Origin of the sequence: Marinicella litoralis, from assembly GCF_002591915.1 — a bacterium.
GTDB lineage: Bacteria > Pseudomonadota > Gammaproteobacteria > Xanthomonadales > Marinicellaceae > Marinicella > Marinicella litoralis.
This window is the reverse complement of record NZ_NIHB01000001.1, coordinates 619,784-635,988: the sequence shown is the minus strand read 5'-3', so window position 1 is coordinate 635,988 and position 16,205 is coordinate 619,784. Positions and strand designations below refer to the sequence as shown.

Annotated in this window: 10 protein-coding genes; 8 read left to right on the top strand and 2 right to left on the bottom strand. The window is 43.9% G+C overall.

Features of this window, described 5'->3' with window-relative positions; all coding sequences use genetic code 11:
• Nucleotides 1–99: 99 nt before the first annotated feature.
• Complete coding sequence (locus tag CCS90_RS02820; protein ID WP_180236486.1) at nucleotides 100–2,322, bottom strand: TonB-dependent receptor; 2,223 nt, start codon at nucleotides 2,320–2,322, stop codon at nucleotides 100–102.
• Between the two features lie 150 nt (nucleotides 2,323–2,472).
• On the opposite strand from CCS90_RS02820, the gene CCS90_RS02815 reads away from it, so the two are divergent.
• From CCS90_RS02815 to CCS90_RS02805, 3 genes are all read left to right on the top strand, one after another.
• Nucleotides 2,473–3,126, top strand: coding sequence for a TetR/AcrR family transcriptional regulator (locus tag CCS90_RS02815; protein ID WP_099017981.1), 654 nt, complete (start codon nucleotides 2,473–2,475; stop codon nucleotides 3,124–3,126).
• Nucleotides 3,123–3,620 carry a cupin domain-containing protein gene (locus CCS90_RS02810; protein WP_099017980.1) on the top strand — a complete coding sequence of 166 codons (498 nt, stop codon included), beginning with the start codon at nucleotides 3,123–3,125 and terminating at the stop codon, nucleotides 3,618–3,620. The genes CCS90_RS02815 and CCS90_RS02810 overlap by 4 nt, the downstream gene beginning before the upstream one ends.
• 263 nt (nucleotides 3,621–3,883) lie before the next feature.
• Complete coding sequence (locus CCS90_RS02805) at nucleotides 3,884–6,655, top strand: ligand-binding sensor domain-containing diguanylate cyclase (protein ID WP_099017979.1); 2,772 nt, start codon at nucleotides 3,884–3,886, stop codon at nucleotides 6,653–6,655.
• Between the two features lie 113 nt (nucleotides 6,656–6,768).
• Here CCS90_RS02805 and katG read toward each other — a convergent pair whose 3' ends face one another.
• Nucleotides 6,769–8,943, bottom strand: a complete 2,175-nt coding sequence (gene katG, locus CCS90_RS02800) for a catalase/peroxidase HPI (RefSeq protein WP_099017978.1) — start codon at nucleotides 8,941–8,943, stop codon at nucleotides 6,769–6,771.
• A gap of 353 nt (nucleotides 8,944–9,296) precedes the next feature.
• On the opposite strand from katG, the gene deoC reads away from it, so the two are divergent.
• From deoC to CCS90_RS02775, 5 genes are all read left to right on the top strand, one after another.
• Nucleotides 9,297–10,250: a deoxyribose-phosphate aldolase gene (gene deoC / locus CCS90_RS02795; RefSeq protein WP_099017977.1), complete on the top strand. Its 954-nt coding sequence runs from the start codon at nucleotides 9,297–9,299 to the stop codon at nucleotides 10,248–10,250.
• Nucleotides 10,251–10,270: 20 nt separating this feature from the next.
• Nucleotides 10,271–12,634, top strand: coding sequence for an aldehyde dehydrogenase family protein (locus tag CCS90_RS02790; RefSeq protein WP_099017976.1), 2,364 nt, complete (start codon nucleotides 10,271–10,273; stop codon nucleotides 12,632–12,634).
• 4 nt (nucleotides 12,635–12,638) lie between these two features.
• Nucleotides 12,639–13,454, top strand: coding sequence for a purine-nucleoside phosphorylase (locus tag CCS90_RS02785; protein ID WP_099018724.1), 816 nt, complete (start codon nucleotides 12,639–12,641; stop codon nucleotides 13,452–13,454).
• Nucleotides 13,455–13,517: 63 nt separating this feature from the next.
• Complete coding sequence (deoA, locus tag CCS90_RS02780) at nucleotides 13,518–14,828, top strand: thymidine phosphorylase (protein WP_099017975.1); 1,311 nt, start codon at nucleotides 13,518–13,520, stop codon at nucleotides 14,826–14,828.
• Nucleotides 14,829–14,936: 108 nt separating this feature from the next.
• Nucleotides 14,937–16,193 carry a cation:proton antiporter gene (locus tag CCS90_RS02775; protein WP_099017974.1) on the top strand — a complete coding sequence of 419 codons (1,257 nt, stop codon included), beginning with the start codon at nucleotides 14,937–14,939 and terminating at the stop codon, nucleotides 16,191–16,193.
• Nucleotides 16,194–16,205 lie beyond the last annotated feature (12 nt).

The window sequence follows — 16,205 nt, the reverse complement described above, 5'->3', positions numbered from 1 at the left end:
TTATTGTGGTGTGACATCAACTTATTTTAATTGAACGGCTTTCACAAAGCACCACTATCTAATTGCAGTATCATGCAAAAGCCATTTCGAGGAGAACAATTAAAATCGATAGTTCAAAGCCGCATACCAGGTTCTTGGATCACCATAATAAGCCGTCTGGATGTTTCCGACACTGGAGAATTCTTGGGCATCCACTTTGTACACTTCATCACCTAAATTTTTACCTCCAACACTGACAGACCAAGCTGGGTTGGCAAAATCATAGGTGGCATAAGCATTGAATAACCAATAGTCGTCTTGAGTCAGCGCAGCCTGGTTATCCACCGACAAATACATGTCATCGGTGTAATTACCATTAACCCCAAATCGCAACACCGCGCCACCATTTAAATACATCGCATGATTCATTCCTATGCGGAATGTCCAATCTGGTGAAAAGGGAGGTGTGTCATCTGAACGGTCTAAATCGGGTTGCCTGAAATCAAAGAATTTTTTGTAATCTGAGTTTAAATACCCCACTGAACTGTATACTGATGTAGACGCACTTAATAACCAAGTGACTTCAAGTTCAGCTCCAGATATATCAAGCTCCGCTGCATTGATGACTGGGAAACTGGAAATGTCTTCTGCCACTCGAGCTTGAAAGTCTTCATAGTTTGATGTGAACATCGCATAATTAACGCGCAGGCGATTATCTAGAAATTGCGACTTACCACCCACTTCATAAGTCCATACCGTCTCTGGCTTAAATGAACTGACATCTGCAGCACCATTGGCACGACCATTGAATCCGCCTGATTTAAATCCTTTGGATACACTGGCATACATCATGCTGTTGTCACTGACTTGGTAATCAACTGACAGCATGGGTGTCACACTGTCCCAACTGTCCGAGTCTTGAAAAGCAAAGGTGCCATCTAAGAATGGACCAGCCGTTGAAAAAGTGGAGGTGGTTCGGGCATAGTCTTTATCGTCTTTGCTGTAACGAATACCAGCTGTTAAACCCCAGCGATCAGTTAAAGTCCAGTTACCTTGGGCAAACAAGGCATAACTTGTGGTTTCTAAGTCATCATCAATAGTCCGCAGAAAATCTAAAGGCACGCCACCAAACAGCAGAAAATCATTGGCATAAGCTTCTTGATGTGATGGCACATTTTCTTGAAGATAGTAAGCACCCAACACGGCGTTAAATCCATTGGCATTGTCGAAAAGAAATTGAAACTCTTGACTGAATTGATCTTGATCAACCCCTACAAAGACATCACCCAATTCAAATTCTGTGGCATCGATATCAATGAATGAATCTGATTGTAAATCGCGTTTTGCGGTAATGGATTTGAAGTTCCATCGGTCATTGATGTCATAGTTGACCGTTATGCTTGCACCGGTGTGACGCAACTCTTGATTTTCATCGTTATTGAATGATGTGCGGCCGCGGAAATCATATTCACCGCTTGGGGGCAAACTCAATATCACAGGTGTGGTTAAATCAGCAAAATCCAATGCAATCAAAGCCGATTCAGACCGACCCAAAGACAACGCATTTTCTTGATCAGTATAATCAATCGAAAAATCCAATGACAGGCGATCATTGACCTGTGAATTCAATAAAAATCGCAGTGAAGTGTTGTCTCGGTCGTTGTAATGTTGACCATTGAATTGGTCTTCAACAAAGCCATTGTCCAAACGATACAATGCAGAAATACTGGCGCTGGTACGATCACTTAAAGCGCCTTTGTAGTACATGCTGGTCGACAATTTACCGTAATTACCACCCAGTAGCTGAAGTTCACCAGCACTTTCGCCATCAGGTCTTCGAGTCACCACATTGACTGCACCACCAATGGTGTTCTTACCATACAGGGTGCCTTGAGGGCCACGCAGCACTTCGATCCGTTCAACATCATGCAAACTCATCAATGCGCCTTGAATCCGTGACAGGTATACACCATCTACATAAACTCCCACGCCTGGGTCAAATGTTTGTAGGGCATCGGGTTGGCCAATACCTCGAATGTAGATATTGGCACTGGTGGCCGATCCACGGCCCTGTACCAGGTTCATATTCGGTACTGCACCTTTCAATGAATCTAAATTTTCAGCCTGCGCATCTTCTAATTCTTCCCGACTGAATGAAGTCACGGCCACAGGAATGTCTTGTATGGATTCTTCCACCCTTCTGGCAGTTACTTTCACATCATCCAGAGCCACGGACTCTTCATCGTCCGCCGCTTGTGACCAAGCGACTGGAACCATTGCCATACTGAATGCTGAAACCATCAAAGTCTGATGAATGGCAGCAGTTATTTTGTTCTTGTACATCATTTCGTCCCCAAAATTTAATTGTCCGGCTAAGATGTTACATCATTTATTTAAATTAATTCAACACTTGTTTAAATTAATTTCATCATGTGTTGAATTGAGCATGTTAAAATGCCTGTAGAATGACTATCAATAAACATTAAATGAAACATGACCAATAAAAAAAACACCAAAGATTTAATCCTTGATGCCGCTGAAAAATTATTTGCCGTTCGTGGATTTTATGGCGTTTCAATTCGCCAAATCACTGCAGAAGCGGATGTTGATCCAGCATTGGCCAGTTACCATTTTGGCAAGAAGAATGATATTTTTGATGCGGTGATGTTACGCCGAGCAGAAATATTGAATCGTGAGCGCATCCAAATGTTGGATGATTGCATTCGGCGAGCCCAACCCAATCCAGCACCCCTGCATGAAATCATTGATGCATTTACTCATGCATTATTGAACCGGTCAAACAAAGGTGGTACTGGCTGGAAAAGCTATTTTGCCATCATCGCACAAATCAACAACCATCCTGAACTTGGTGGTGTCATCATGACCCAATATTTTGACCCGTTGGCTAAAAAGTTTTTGGATGCCATCCATGCCACCATGCCTGCTGCCGAAAAGGAGGATTTGTTCTGGTGTTATCATTTTCTTTCAGGCGCATTGACCTTGACTTTTTCAGGCACTGAGCGCATCAGTAATTTGTCAGACGGTCTGTGCCAATCAAGTAATTTAGATGCGGTGCATGAACGCTTGGTGCCCTTCATCACCGCGGGATTCGAAGCTTTTAAACAGCAACCAAACAAAACCCCATGAAACCCCAGGAGTGGGTTGATCATTTAGACCTACAGGCTCACCCAGAAGGTGGTTTTTTCAGAGAAACTTACCGTTGTAAAGAATCCTTGCCAGCTGTCAAGCTTCCACCCAGGTTTGATCAAGCACACAGTTTTTCTACCGCCATCTATTACTTGTTGGAAGCACCTGAATTCTCTGCATTTCACCGCATCAAACAAGACGAATTGTGGCATTTCTATCAAGGCTCAGGTTTGAATATTCACGTCCTCAAAACCAACGGGCAGTATGAAGTCTTGCCACTGGGTAACAACCCAATACATGGCCAATCATTGCAACAGCTGGTCACAGCGGGCGATTGGTTCGCTGCCAGTGTTGCTGAACCCAATGGTTATGCATTGGTTGGTTGCACGGTTGCACCTGGGTTTGAATTTGCTGATTTTGAATTGGCTGATCAAGATGAGTTGATTGGTTTATACCCCCAACATCAGACAATCATAAAGCAACTGACCCGGTAAGCAGTCTTGGTTTTTGAATTGAATCTTCAGATAAAATCTGTAGCCGTTGTTACAGGTTTGTGATAAAAATGTTGTACATTTGTACTTAGATTTTAAAATAATAACAGCAAGTTGAAACTGAGTCTCTGGACATAACAGCAACAAAATTAATTGAAAGTGATGATTTAGTAAAATATGTTTAAAATAAAGCACTTAAATCACTTGCACTGGGAACCAAAAAACATATCATTTATGCTATATAAATTTAAACCAGCCATTCAGCTTTGAAAAATTACACCTACCATAAACAACACATTCCTCTGAAGTGGTTCAATAAGAACAATGGCTTGGACAGTGGCCAGGTGCACAACATTTGCCAAGACAGCAACGGTTTAATTTGGCTTTCAGGACCCAATGGCCTCAGCCGATACAACGGCAATGAACTGGAAAACCACACCAAACGCCTTAAGCTATCGTCACATGGATTGAGAAAGGTCATCCCAGGTCCCAACGGACAGCTTCTGATTGCTACAGACTGTGGCATTGATTTAGTTATAAAAGGCAACAGCCAGCAGATCATCGAAAAATGGGAATTTGGCCTGGTTAATGATTTGGCCCTACACCCTCAACTTGGTCTGATTTTTGGCAGTTCAGAGGGCTTGTTCCAATTCCAAAACCACTCCATTACAAAATTATTCAATGGCAACCATGACCTGGTGTTCGTTGATCATTCTGGTTTGATTTGGAGTTATGGGCGAACGGTAGGTATGAAAATTTACGACACTGAATTTAAACCTACTTTGTCTGAAATCTCAAACCAAATAAAATCATTGAAACACATCAGTCAAGACTCAGAAAACAACCTTTGCTTGGTAGCCAAAGATAATATTTTTGAAATCAACAACAATAAAATCATCAGAACAAACCCATTCAGTAATGTCAGTGCTGCATTACGTAATAAAAATGATCTTTGGTTAGGTATCAATGATCAATTGGCCATGTACAAACTCCTTGACAATCAATGGGGCGATCCTGCAGTGATTAACCATGATTGCCTGATTAATGATTTTGTTATCGATTCATTCAACAACATTTGGTGCTCTACTGCCCAGTATGGCGCGATTAAAATCAGTGCTTTGAAAGATTTGATTTATCAACCTATTTTTGATCGAAACTGCACAGTATTTTGCATCAATAAAGTGGATGAAAACCAAATCCAAATAGGCGGTAGAAGCGTAAACAAAATAGTGAAAACAGATAATTTTCATTATTTTAAGGATTCGCCCAAACCAGCTGAAACCATTATTTGGGACCAAATTCAAATTGATGACCATTTACAATTTATAGCCACTGATATCGGGGTCTATGCCAATAAAGCCGGACAATGGCAACAATTGTTTGCCAGTGACAAGTATTTATCTAAACAAGCCAGGGTACTTTTCAAACGTCAGAATCAACTGTGGATTGGTAGCAGGTATGGATTAACTGAGACCCGATTGAATAGCGAGGGTCATTTACACATTGTGAAACAGTTTGATCTGGGCTATGTTTACAGCATCACCTGCGATGCCGATGAAGTATTATGGATTGGGACCATTGGCAATGGTTTATTTATTGAATCGAATCACGAATTCATCAAACAGAAACTGCGGTACTTAAAAGAAAATGCCAGCGTTTACTGTATTAATTTTAATGCTGAAAACAGTTGTGCCATATTGCATGACAACCTGATTTCAATCCATCACCAAAATCATGAATCTCATCTACTGATTGAAACCGAAACCATGATTTCAGGCTGGTCCGTGGTATGGGATGAAGACACCATTTGGGTCGGTGGCATCAACGGCCTGAGCCAATACGATACCAAGGGCAAACATGAAATCAGAAACATCACCGCATTTTTATCACAGGCCAACTGGGAATTCACCACCAGTAAAAGCTTGTTAATGGTCAATAACAGATACCTGTACTGTGGACTAAACTCAGGCTTGGTCATTGTCGATAAACTTAAACTAGACGACATCACCAACAAACTCAATACTTATTTAGATGAAGTGATTTGGGACAAAGCAACTGTAAAAAGATCTAAAGAGCTGGATAAAGTTAAACCGGGAAACTGGACCCTTAAAATTAAATTTTTCAGTGCTTGGTATTCCAATGAAAACAACCTCAAGTACCGTTACAAATTAATTGGTTTTGATGATGATTGGAGTTTCACTAAATTAAATTTTGTCCAATTCAATTCATTGCCACTTGGCCATTATCAATTTTTGATCCAAGCCTTTTCACCACTCAAAGGGTGGAGTGAAAGCACCATATTGTATGAATTTGAAGTCCTGACCCCGCGTTGGGCTCGTGGTTGGTTGAAAGCAGTTTATGGATTTTTCAACGTGGTTTATGGGGTTTTTTCCAGTAAAAGAAAATCGTCTGCATTGATACAAATGAATGAACACCTGGAAAAACAATTGGAACAAAAACAGCTTGAAATTTCTGAGGCATTTACTGAATTAAGAGAAACCAATACGCAACTACACAAAGAAGCCAATGCCGACCCTTTAACGGGCATGGCCAATCGACGTTCATTTCATAAAAGCTTGAACATTGAATTGGATATCAGCACCAGAAGCAACAGCCCATTGTCCTTACTGATTTTGGACATTGATGATTTCAAGTTTTTCAATGACAATTATGGACATGACATCGGTGACTTGGTATTGATCAATGTGGCTCATATGCTGGAGGCATCTATCAGGAAAGGTGATTATGCAGCTCGCATAGGTGGTGAAGAATTTGCCGTCATATTGCCTCATACCTCACTAGATGGCGCCAAAAAAATAGCCAACAAAATACTGAAAATCGTTTCGGAAATAGACACCAAAAACATTTCAGAGGCGATCAAGGACAACATAACTGTCAGTATTGGTATTGGTTTAATGTCTGACAACACATGGAAAAACATTGATTCAAACGAACTAATGAAACAAGCGGACCAAGGACTTTATTTAGCTAAAAACAATGGCAAAAACCAATTTGGTACCATTGTAGTCGAACCATAAAAATGGGTCCATTGCATAACCCTCACTGACAAACATCCCATATTAAAAATTCCAGTGGCATAATAACAATGACACTGGAATCTCTTCTTTGGGAATGCAATACCCTTGAACGGTTAACTGTTCACATCAAATCGATCGGCATTCATCACTTTGGTCCAAGCAGCCACAAAATCTTTGACAAACCTTTGTTGGTTGTCATCTTGGGCATAAAACTCAGCATAACTGCGAAGAATGGAATTGGAACCAAACACCAAATCAACCCGAGTGGCTGTCCACTTGGTTTGCTTTGATTGTCGATCTCGCAGCTCATAAATGTTATTACCAGTTGGCTGCCAAGTATTTTGCATGTCAGTTAAATTGACAAAAAAATCATTACTCAGGGTGCCAATTCGATTGGTAAAAACCCCGTGTTCAGTGGCGCCATGATTGGTACCAAGCACTCGCATGCCGCCAACCAGGGCGGTCATTTCTGGCGCAGTCAGACCCAAAAGTTGGGCACGATCCAACAACAATTCTTCAGGCTCAACTGAATAGTCTTTCTTCACCCAGTTGCGAAAACCATCATGCACCACTTCCAGTGGCTCAAAAGAATCCACATCAGTCATTTCATCTGTGGCATCACCACGGCCTGGTATGAATGGTACAGAGACATCAATGCCAGCTGCTTGGATGGCTTGCTCAACACCCACATTACCTGCCAACACAATCACATCAGCAATACTGGCGCCTGATGTCTCAGCTATTTTTTCCAGCACCGACAGCACTTTTTGCAGCCTGGCAGGTTCATTGCCTGGCCAATCTTTTTGTGGCGCCAAGCGAATGCGTGCACCATTGGCACCACCCCTTAAATCAGAATTTCTAAAGGTCCTGGCACTGTCCCATGCGGTTGCAACCAAATCACCGGTGTTTAAACCACTTTTTTGTATTTGGCTTTTAACTGCTTTCACGTCATAACTGACATGGCCTTGAGGCACTGGATCTTGCCAAAGTAAATCTTCGTCGGGTACATCTGGGCCAATGTAACGAGATTTTGGCCCCATGTCTCGATGCGTTAATTTGAACCAAGCTCTGGCAAACACTTCAGAAAAATAAGCTGGATTTTGGTGAAATTTTTCTGATATTTTGCGGTACTCAGGATCCATTTTCATGGCCATGTCTGCATCAGTCATGAGCACATTGGCTTTTAAAGAGGCGTCTTCTGCATCAACCGGTTTATCGGCTTCGTCGAGATCTACTGGTTCCCACTGCCAAGCCCCTGCTGGGCTTTTATTCAATGTCCATTCATGCTTCAACAACATGTCAAAATAGCCGTTGTCCCATTGTGTGGGGTTAGATGTCCAAGCTCCTTCCAGTCCACTGGTCACCGAGTCTCGACCAATACCACGCTTGCTGTGGTTGTTCCAGCCCAAGCCTTGTTCACTGATGTCAGCACTTTCAGGCTCAGCACCCAATAAGCTGGCATCGCCGTTACCATGACACTTACCGACAGTATGACCACCGGCCGTCAATGCCACAGTTTCTTCATCGTTCATCGCCATGCGAGCAAAAGTGACCCTGACATCATGGGCTGTTTTTAACGGATCAGGTTTTCCATCAACCCCTTCTGGATTAACGTATATCAGACCCATCATCACTGAAGCCAATGGGTTTTCCAAATCACGTTCACCTGAATACCGACTGTTGGGTTGATCACTGGTGGCCAACCATTCTTGTTCCGAACCCCAATAAATGTCTTTTTCAGGGTGCCAAATGTCTTCACGACCAAAGGCAAATCCGTAGGTTTTCAGGCCCATAGACTCATAGGCTATGGTTCCTGCATAAGCCAATAAATCGGCCCAACTCAGTTGATTGCCGTACTTCTTTTTAATTGGCCAAAGTAAACGTCGAGCCTTGTCCAAATTGGCATTATCAGGCCAAGAATTCAACGGCGCAAATCGTTGGTTACCGGTTGCTGCACCACCACGACCGTCTGCCACACGATAAGAGCCGGCCGCATGCCAAGTCAAGCGAATCATTAATCCACCATAATGACCCCAGTCGGCGGGCCACCAATCTTGACTGTCGGTCATCAATGCATGTAAATCTTGTTTCAGTGCCGCCACATCAAGCTTTTTGACTTCCGTTCGATAGTCAAAGTCATCACCCAATGGATTGGTCTTGCTGTCGTGTTGACTCAAGATATCCAAATTCAGGGTATTTGGCCACCAATCTTTAGAAGTGCTTGGATTGGTGTTTGCCCCATGCATCACCGGACATTTTCCGGTTTTCGGTGTTTCATTGTTACTCATTATCATGCTCCTTAACTAAAATCTCAGTCAGTTCGTTTATTTTATACCTCAGGGTCATCAGGTTATGGAATTGAATCAACTTGCAACACCAGGCGATTTTACCTGAGCTGTCTTAGATTTGATTTTGACAAGCCAATCTCTTATGCCCTTCTGTTTCCATCATACGATTGCTCGCATCTTTTGTAAAATAGCATGATTGAATCATAACATTCGCTAAATCAGAATGACCTGCTTGTTACATTGAATTAACGGGTTCAAACCGACCACCCAAAAGACAGCACCAAGCAGTCGAAATCATGGTATCTGAATGCATTGAATATTAAGTCTATAAAATTTGATGTAAAATAACCGGCATGACTATTGAAAGAAACCCAGGCATGGACCTGAACTTGGATTGGATTGAGTCCATTCAAGTCAATAAAAGCGCCATTGAAAGGCGCGCACAATCTTTAGGAGCGCGACGCAGTGTGAAAAAACAACACCAAGCGGCGTGGTTACTTAAAGCCATTACATTGATCGACCTGACCACTTTGGCAGGTGATGACACCGAACTGCGAGTCAAGCGATTATGTGCCAAGGCTAAAAAGCCCATTCGGCATGATTTGGTGACGGCTTTGGGCATCGAAGATTTACACCTGACTACGGGCGCCATTTGTGTTTATCATGACATGTTAACCACTGCCGCGAATGCATTGAAAGGCACTGACATTCACTTGGCCGCTGTTTCAACCGGTTTCCCAGCTGGCTTGACACCTTTGCATTTAAAAATCGAGGAAATCAAAGAGTCGGTCAAAGCCGGCGCTGATGAAATTGACATCGTCATCACGCGTAAACACGTGTTTTCCGAGAACTGGTCAGCCTTGTACGACGAGGTCAAAGCCTACCGCGAAGCTTGTGGTCAGGCACACATGAAAACCATCCTTTCCACCGGTGAAATATCCACTTTAAGGAATGTCGCCAAGGCATCGATGGTCTGTATGATGGCGGGCGCTGATTTCATCAAAACCTCCACCGGTAAGGAATCAGTCAACGCCACCTTGCCGGTGTCATTGACCATGATCAGACAAATTCGTGAATACCAAGAACGCACTGGCTATAAAGTGGGTTACAAACCAGCTGGCGGCATCAGCAAAGCCAAAGACGCTTTGGTTTACCTTTCAATGATGAAAGAAGAATTAGGAGATGATTGGTTACAACCGGATTTATTCCGATTTGGCGCCTCCAGTTTATTGGGCGACATCGAACGTCAATTGGAACATCACATCACCGGCCATTATTCGGCTGCACACAGACATGCCATCGGATAAAGGGACAAATTATATTAATCATGAACATTAAAGACATCTTACAGACAATGGATTACGGCAACGCACCAGAATCACCTGACTTGGCCCTTGAATGGTTGGCTCAGCATAAAAACAAAATGAGCCATTTCATCAACGGCGATTGGCATAGTGGTAAAAACCATTTTGCCAGCAACAACCCCGCCAGTGGTGAACGGCTGGCTCAGGTCTCCCAGGCCGATAAAAACACAGTTAATCAAGCGGTCAAGGCCGCTGAAAAAGCACTGCCAGGCTGGCAGGCTTTATCGGGCCATGCTCGGAGTGAATATTTGTATGCCATCGCTCGCTTGATTCAAAAAAATTCTAGATTGTTCGCTGTGTTAGAAACCTTAGACAATGGCAAACCGATTCGCGAAAGTCGTGACATTGATGTGCCATTGGCCATCCGTCATTTTTACCACCATGCTGGATGGGCACAATTGTTAGACACAGAATTCCCTGACCATGAAGCCATTGGTGTGGTGGGTCAAATCATCCCTTGGAATTTTCCACTGCTGATGTTGGCATGGAAAATAGCCCCAGCCTTAGCAACAGGTAACACCATCGTGATCAAACCGGCTGAGTTCACCTCTTTAACCGCATTGTTGTTCGCAGAAATCTGTCAACAAGCCGGTTTACCCAAAGGGGTGCTCAACGTGGTGACAGGAGATGGCAGCACTGGACAACACATTGTAGAACACCCAGACATCAAGAAAATTGCGTTCACCGGTTCCACTGCTGTGGGTCGTTGGATCAGACAGGCCACTGCAGGTAGTGGCAAAAAACTGTCGCTGGAGCTCGGTGGTAAATCGGCCTTTATCGTGTGTGCTGATGCCGATTTGGATGCCGCTGTAGAAGGTGTGGTCGATGCGATTTGGTTCAACCAAGGCCAAGTTTGTTGTGCCGGCTCGCGCCTGCTGGTACAAGAAGCCGTGGCAGAAAGGTTTCATAAAAAATTAATCAGCCGCATGCATAAACTACGCATTGGTGACCCACTGGACAAATCCATCGACATGGGCGCCATCATAGACCCCAGACAACAACAGAAAATTGCCAGTTTGGTTCAAGCTGGTGTCGATGCTGGTGCGTGTTTGAACCAATCAACGGCTGAGTTACCCAGTTCCGGTTGTTTTTATCCACCGACTTTGTTAACCGATGTCTCACCCTCAGATCAAGTGGTACAAGATGAAATATTTGGCCCTGTCTTGGTTTCAATGACGTTCCGCACCCCCAGTGAAGCGGTGGCTTTGGCCAACAATTCTCGTTATGGCTTGGCTGCCAGCATTTGGAGCGAGAACATCAATATGGCAATGCATTTGGCACCTTTGGTACAAGCAGGCATTGTGTGGATCAATTGCACCAATATGATGGATGCTGCCGCAGGTTTTGGTGGGGTCAAAGAATCAGGCTTTGGTCGCGAAGGTGGTAAAGAGGGCTTGTATGAGTACTTGACTTTAAAAATTAACACAAAGACCCAAAAAGATAAAGACAAAGCGGCCAACAAACAAGCAGCCAAAAGCATTGAACCCGTTCAAGGTATGGACAAAACACCCAAGATGTATATCGGTGGCAAGCAAGTCCGACCTGATGGTGGTTATTCATACGCCATCCATAACTCAAAAGGACAAATCATCACCCACGCCGGTCTGGGTAATCGCAAAGATGTGAGAAATGCGGTAGAAGCCGCAGCTACAAGCCACAGTTGGTCGCATATGAATGCTTATCAACGGCAACAAGTGATGTATTTTATGGCCGAAAACTTATCCTATCGCAAAGCTGAGTTTGCCACTCGATTGGAGTCTTTTGGTCACAGCAAAAAACAAGCCGAAACAGAAGTTGAATCTTCGATCCAACGCTTGAGTTATTACGCCGCTTGGTGCGATAAATTCGACGGTCAAATTCACAGTGTACCCATGCGCGGTGTGGTCATGGCGATGCACGAACCGATAGGGGTAATCGCCATCCAATGCCCCGATGAAGCGCCATTGTTGAGTTTTATTTCATTGCTGGCACCCGCCATCGCCATGGGCAACCGAGTGGTGATGACTGCCAGTGAAGCCTTCCCCTTGTCGGCCTTGGATTTTTACCAGGTATTGAACACTTCAGATGTGCCAGCAGGTACTGTAAACATCATCAGTGGCAATCGTTTAGAACTGACCAAACCCTTGGCTGGGCACATGAATGTCGATGCCATTTGGGCGTTCGGTTCTGACGCGCAATGGGTAGAGCATGAGTCGGCGACCAATTTGAAACGAAGTTGGACTCAAAACAGCCACAGAGATTGGTTAAACATAAACCAAGGACAAGGCCAAGAATTCCTGCGCCGTGCCACACAAGTTAAAAACATATGGACGCCTTATGGAGAATAACAGCATGGAAAATACCACCATCAAAGCCGTTGAAATGATTCGCCATCAACGGGTCGATTACCATGCCAAAGTGGCGATGATTCTAGGCTCCGGACTTGGTACAGTGACCGATCAAACTGAAATCCTGGCTGAAATTCCATACAGCGACATCCCAGGTTTTCCAGAAACCGGCGTGGCCGGACATTCTGGTTCGATGTTATTGACCAAAATGAATGGTCATCCTTTGATCATTTTGAACGGTCGCATTCATTTCTATGAAAAAGGCGAAGCAGGTGCCATGGCTCCGGTGATTGCTACTTTAAAACTGCTGGGAATTGAAACCCTGATTTTAACCAATGCAGCCGGCTCCTTGCTCAATTCAGCACCGGGTTCGGTGATGCTGATCAAAGATTACATTAACTTCACCGGCCAATCACCATTGTTTGGAGTGAACAACAACAATCGATTTGTCAGCATGAGCAAAGCTTATGATGCTCAATACCGATATCATTTACGTCAAATCGCTGAGAAAAACGACATTCACCTGGCCCAAGGCGTGTATGCCTGGATGGTTGGACCACAATTTGAAACCCCAGCTGAAATTCGTGCCATCCGCATGATGGGCGCCGATGCCGTCGGAATGTCGACTGTGCCAGAAACCATTTTGGCCAGATACCACAACATGAAAGTGGCCGCTTTATCCATCATCACCAACTACGGTGCTGGTATGGACGATGTGCGCCTCAGTCACGAACAAACCCTGAACTACGCACCCAAAGCCGCCGCCAAAGTACACACCTTGATCAGCGGTTTTTTGGATCATTTGTATGCTACAAATTAACAATGACGAATGAGTTGATAAACATCAAACAGTCAGAGATACGCCAACAGAGTTTCGATAACCATGACACTATTACCCCAAGAAATCATCAAGAAAAAACGTGACGGTGGTGAGCTGAGTATAGAAGAAATCAATTTCTTTGTACGGGGCATCACCGACAACAGCATCAGTGAAGGACAAATTGCCGCCTTGGCGATGGCGATTTATTTCCAACAAATGAGCGCGGCTGAATGTCGCAGTCTGACCGAAGCGATGAAATCTTCAGGTGAAGTACTTGAATGGCGCAGTTTGAATTTAAACGGTCCTGTGATCGACAAACATTCCACCGGTGGGGTGGGCGACAAAATATCCTTGATGTTGGCACCCATAGTGGCTGCATGTGGCGGATACGTCCCGATGATATCTGGTCGAGGCTTGGGTCACACTGGTGGCACCTTGGACAAGTTGGAAGCCATCCCAGGTTATAACACGCAACTGTCCACCACTCAATTTAAACAGATTGTCGCCGAACTGGGCTGTTCAATCATTGGCCAAACCAGTAACCTGGCACCGGCAGATAAACGCATATATGCCACACGTGACATCACGGCAACTGTTGACATCATTCCATTAATCACTGCCTCCATTTTGTCAAAAAAATTGGCAGCTGGTTTAGATGGCTTGGTGATGGATGTCAAATGCGGTAGTGGCGCTTTTGCTGACCACTACACCATGGCATTGGATTTGGCCAAAAGCTTGGTAGACGTTTCTCCGATTCCGGTCAGGGCTTTGATCACAGACATGAATCAAGTGATTGGCCACAGTGCTGGACATTGTTTAGAAATTCAAGAAACCATCGATTATTTAAAGCTGGAATCTGAAGACACCGAGCTGCATCAATTGGTACTCAACTTATCAGCTGAATTGTTGTTGGTTGGTCATTTGGCTGCAGACATTGATGATGCCAAAGACCAAGTTAATCAAGTATTAGATCAAGGTCACGCTGCTGAAAAATTCGCTCAAATGGTGGCTGCCCATGGTGGCCCAAGTGACCTCATTGAACAACCACAAAAATATTTAAAACCAGCAGAGTTCATTGAACCGGTGTTTGCTGGACAAACGGGTTTTATTGAATCAATCAACTGTCGTGATGTCGGTTTAAGTATCATTGATTTGGGTGGTGGACGCACCCATGCCAGTGATGAAATCAATCCGACAGTGGGTTTCTCGCAAGTGTTAAAAACTGGTCACAAAGTGGATGCACAAACACCCATCGCCATGGTGCATGCCAGCAGCCAAGAGACCTTAAATCACGCCAAGAATAAACTTAGGACTTGTTTTAAAATAGGCCACAATAAACCCAAACCAACCTCGGTCATTATTGATTCAATTTGACTTCGGTCAATTCACAGCGATAAATTTTTTATCTGTTTCCTGCACCCTGCTTTTGTGAGTTAGAATAATAGGAAAGCAATTTCTCATTAATAACAGGAGGGTGATTGGATGCATGATTTGATGCTGTTGGCGATTATTTGGGTCAGTGTTTTTTTTGCCGCTTGGATGGCTCACATCACCCGATTAACGCCGGTACTCTGGTTTTTGTTTTTTGGCACCCTGTTAACCAACATCGGTTTATTACCCAAAGAATTACCAGATTTCATTAACCACATCTCTGAACTGGGCATCATCATCATTATGTTTGCTTTGGGCTTTGAAGAATGCGTTAACCAATTCATCAAAAGCATCAAACGTTCATGGGGCATTGCTTTTTTTGGTGCCATCGTACCCTTCTCCATCGCATATGGCGCCGCCATGATGTACTGGGGAGACCCTAACATCGCATTGATGGTTGGATTAGCCATGACGGCTACGGCCGTTTCATTGACCATGGTTTCACTGAAATCCGAAGGCCTCTCCGGCTCTCCAGCTGCCACTGGTATCATGACATCAGCTGTGTTGGATGACATTGCTTCACTGGCCTTTGTGGCCATCTTGGTGCCAATTGCTGCCGGCCAATCTGAAGTCAATGGTTCTGACATATTCGTAATCATTGGTAAAGTGATTGTTTTCTTCTTGATCATTGTGGTGATCGGCAAATGGTTGTTTCCAACCAGCAAAGGTTGGATCAAGAAAATACCCATCATTGGTCAAGTTAATTTACGCAGCTTGTTGTCCATGGGTAAAGGCGAATACACCGTACTTTCGTTGTTATTAATTGCTGTTTCTGTGGGGCTGTTGGCGCATGAGTTTGGCTTCCATCCAGCCATTGGTGCCTATATGGCAGGTTTGGTCATCCACACTGAGTATTTTGATTTTCACAAAGAACAAAAAACTGATTTTTATGAAAAGGCTCGATCCATCATTGATAACGTGGCCTTCACCTGGATCGGTCCGGTGTTTTTTGTCACCATGGGTACCCACCTGATTTTTGATGCCGAGCTGTTACTGTCGGTGCTGCCTGAAGCCTTGTTGTTGTTTGTTGGTTTGTTTATGGGACAGATTATTTCAGCAGGATTAGCCGCTAAATATACTGGAAAATTTTCATGGCCAGAAAGTTGGTTGATTGGTTTTGGTATGTTAGGTCGTGCTGAACTGGCCTTTGTGGTCATGAACATAGCCTTTGTGCAATACCAAATATTCAGTGTTGAAGTCTTCTACACCTTGATGATCACTGCTTTCTTGTTAAATATTTCGGTGCCCATTTCAATCAAACTGTGGAAAATTAAATTCAAAACAGAGGAAAGTAAAACCACTGAATAGTTGTTAAGTAAG

Excerpts from the sequence above, each read along its gene's own strand:
- CCS90_RS02820 (WP_180236486.1), bottom strand. The coding sequence starts at position 2,322 with ATGTACAAGAACAAAATAACTGCTGCCATTCATCAGACTTTGATGGTT.
- CCS90_RS02815 (WP_099017981.1), top strand. The coding sequence starts at position 2,473 with ATGACCAATAAAAAAAACACCAAAGATTTAATCCTTGATGCCGCTGAA.
- CCS90_RS02810 (WP_099017980.1), top strand. The coding sequence starts at position 3,123 with ATGAAACCCCAGGAGTGGGTTGATCATTTAGACCTACAGGCTCACCCA.
- katG (WP_099017978.1), bottom strand. The coding sequence starts at position 8,943 with ATGAGTAACAATGAAACACCGAAAACCGGAAAATGTCCGGTGATGCAT.
- deoC (WP_099017977.1), top strand. The coding sequence starts at position 9,297 with ATGACTATTGAAAGAAACCCAGGCATGGACCTGAACTTGGATTGGATT.
- CCS90_RS02790 (WP_099017976.1), top strand. The coding sequence starts at position 10,271 with ATGAACATTAAAGACATCTTACAGACAATGGATTACGGCAACGCACCA.
- CCS90_RS02785 (WP_099018724.1), top strand. The coding sequence starts at position 12,639 with ATGGAAAATACCACCATCAAAGCCGTTGAAATGATTCGCCATCAACGG.
- deoA (WP_099017975.1), top strand. The coding sequence starts at position 13,518 with ATGACACTATTACCCCAAGAAATCATCAAGAAAAAACGTGACGGTGGT.
- CCS90_RS02775 (WP_099017974.1), top strand. The coding sequence starts at position 14,937 with ATGCATGATTTGATGCTGTTGGCGATTATTTGGGTCAGTGTTTTTTTT.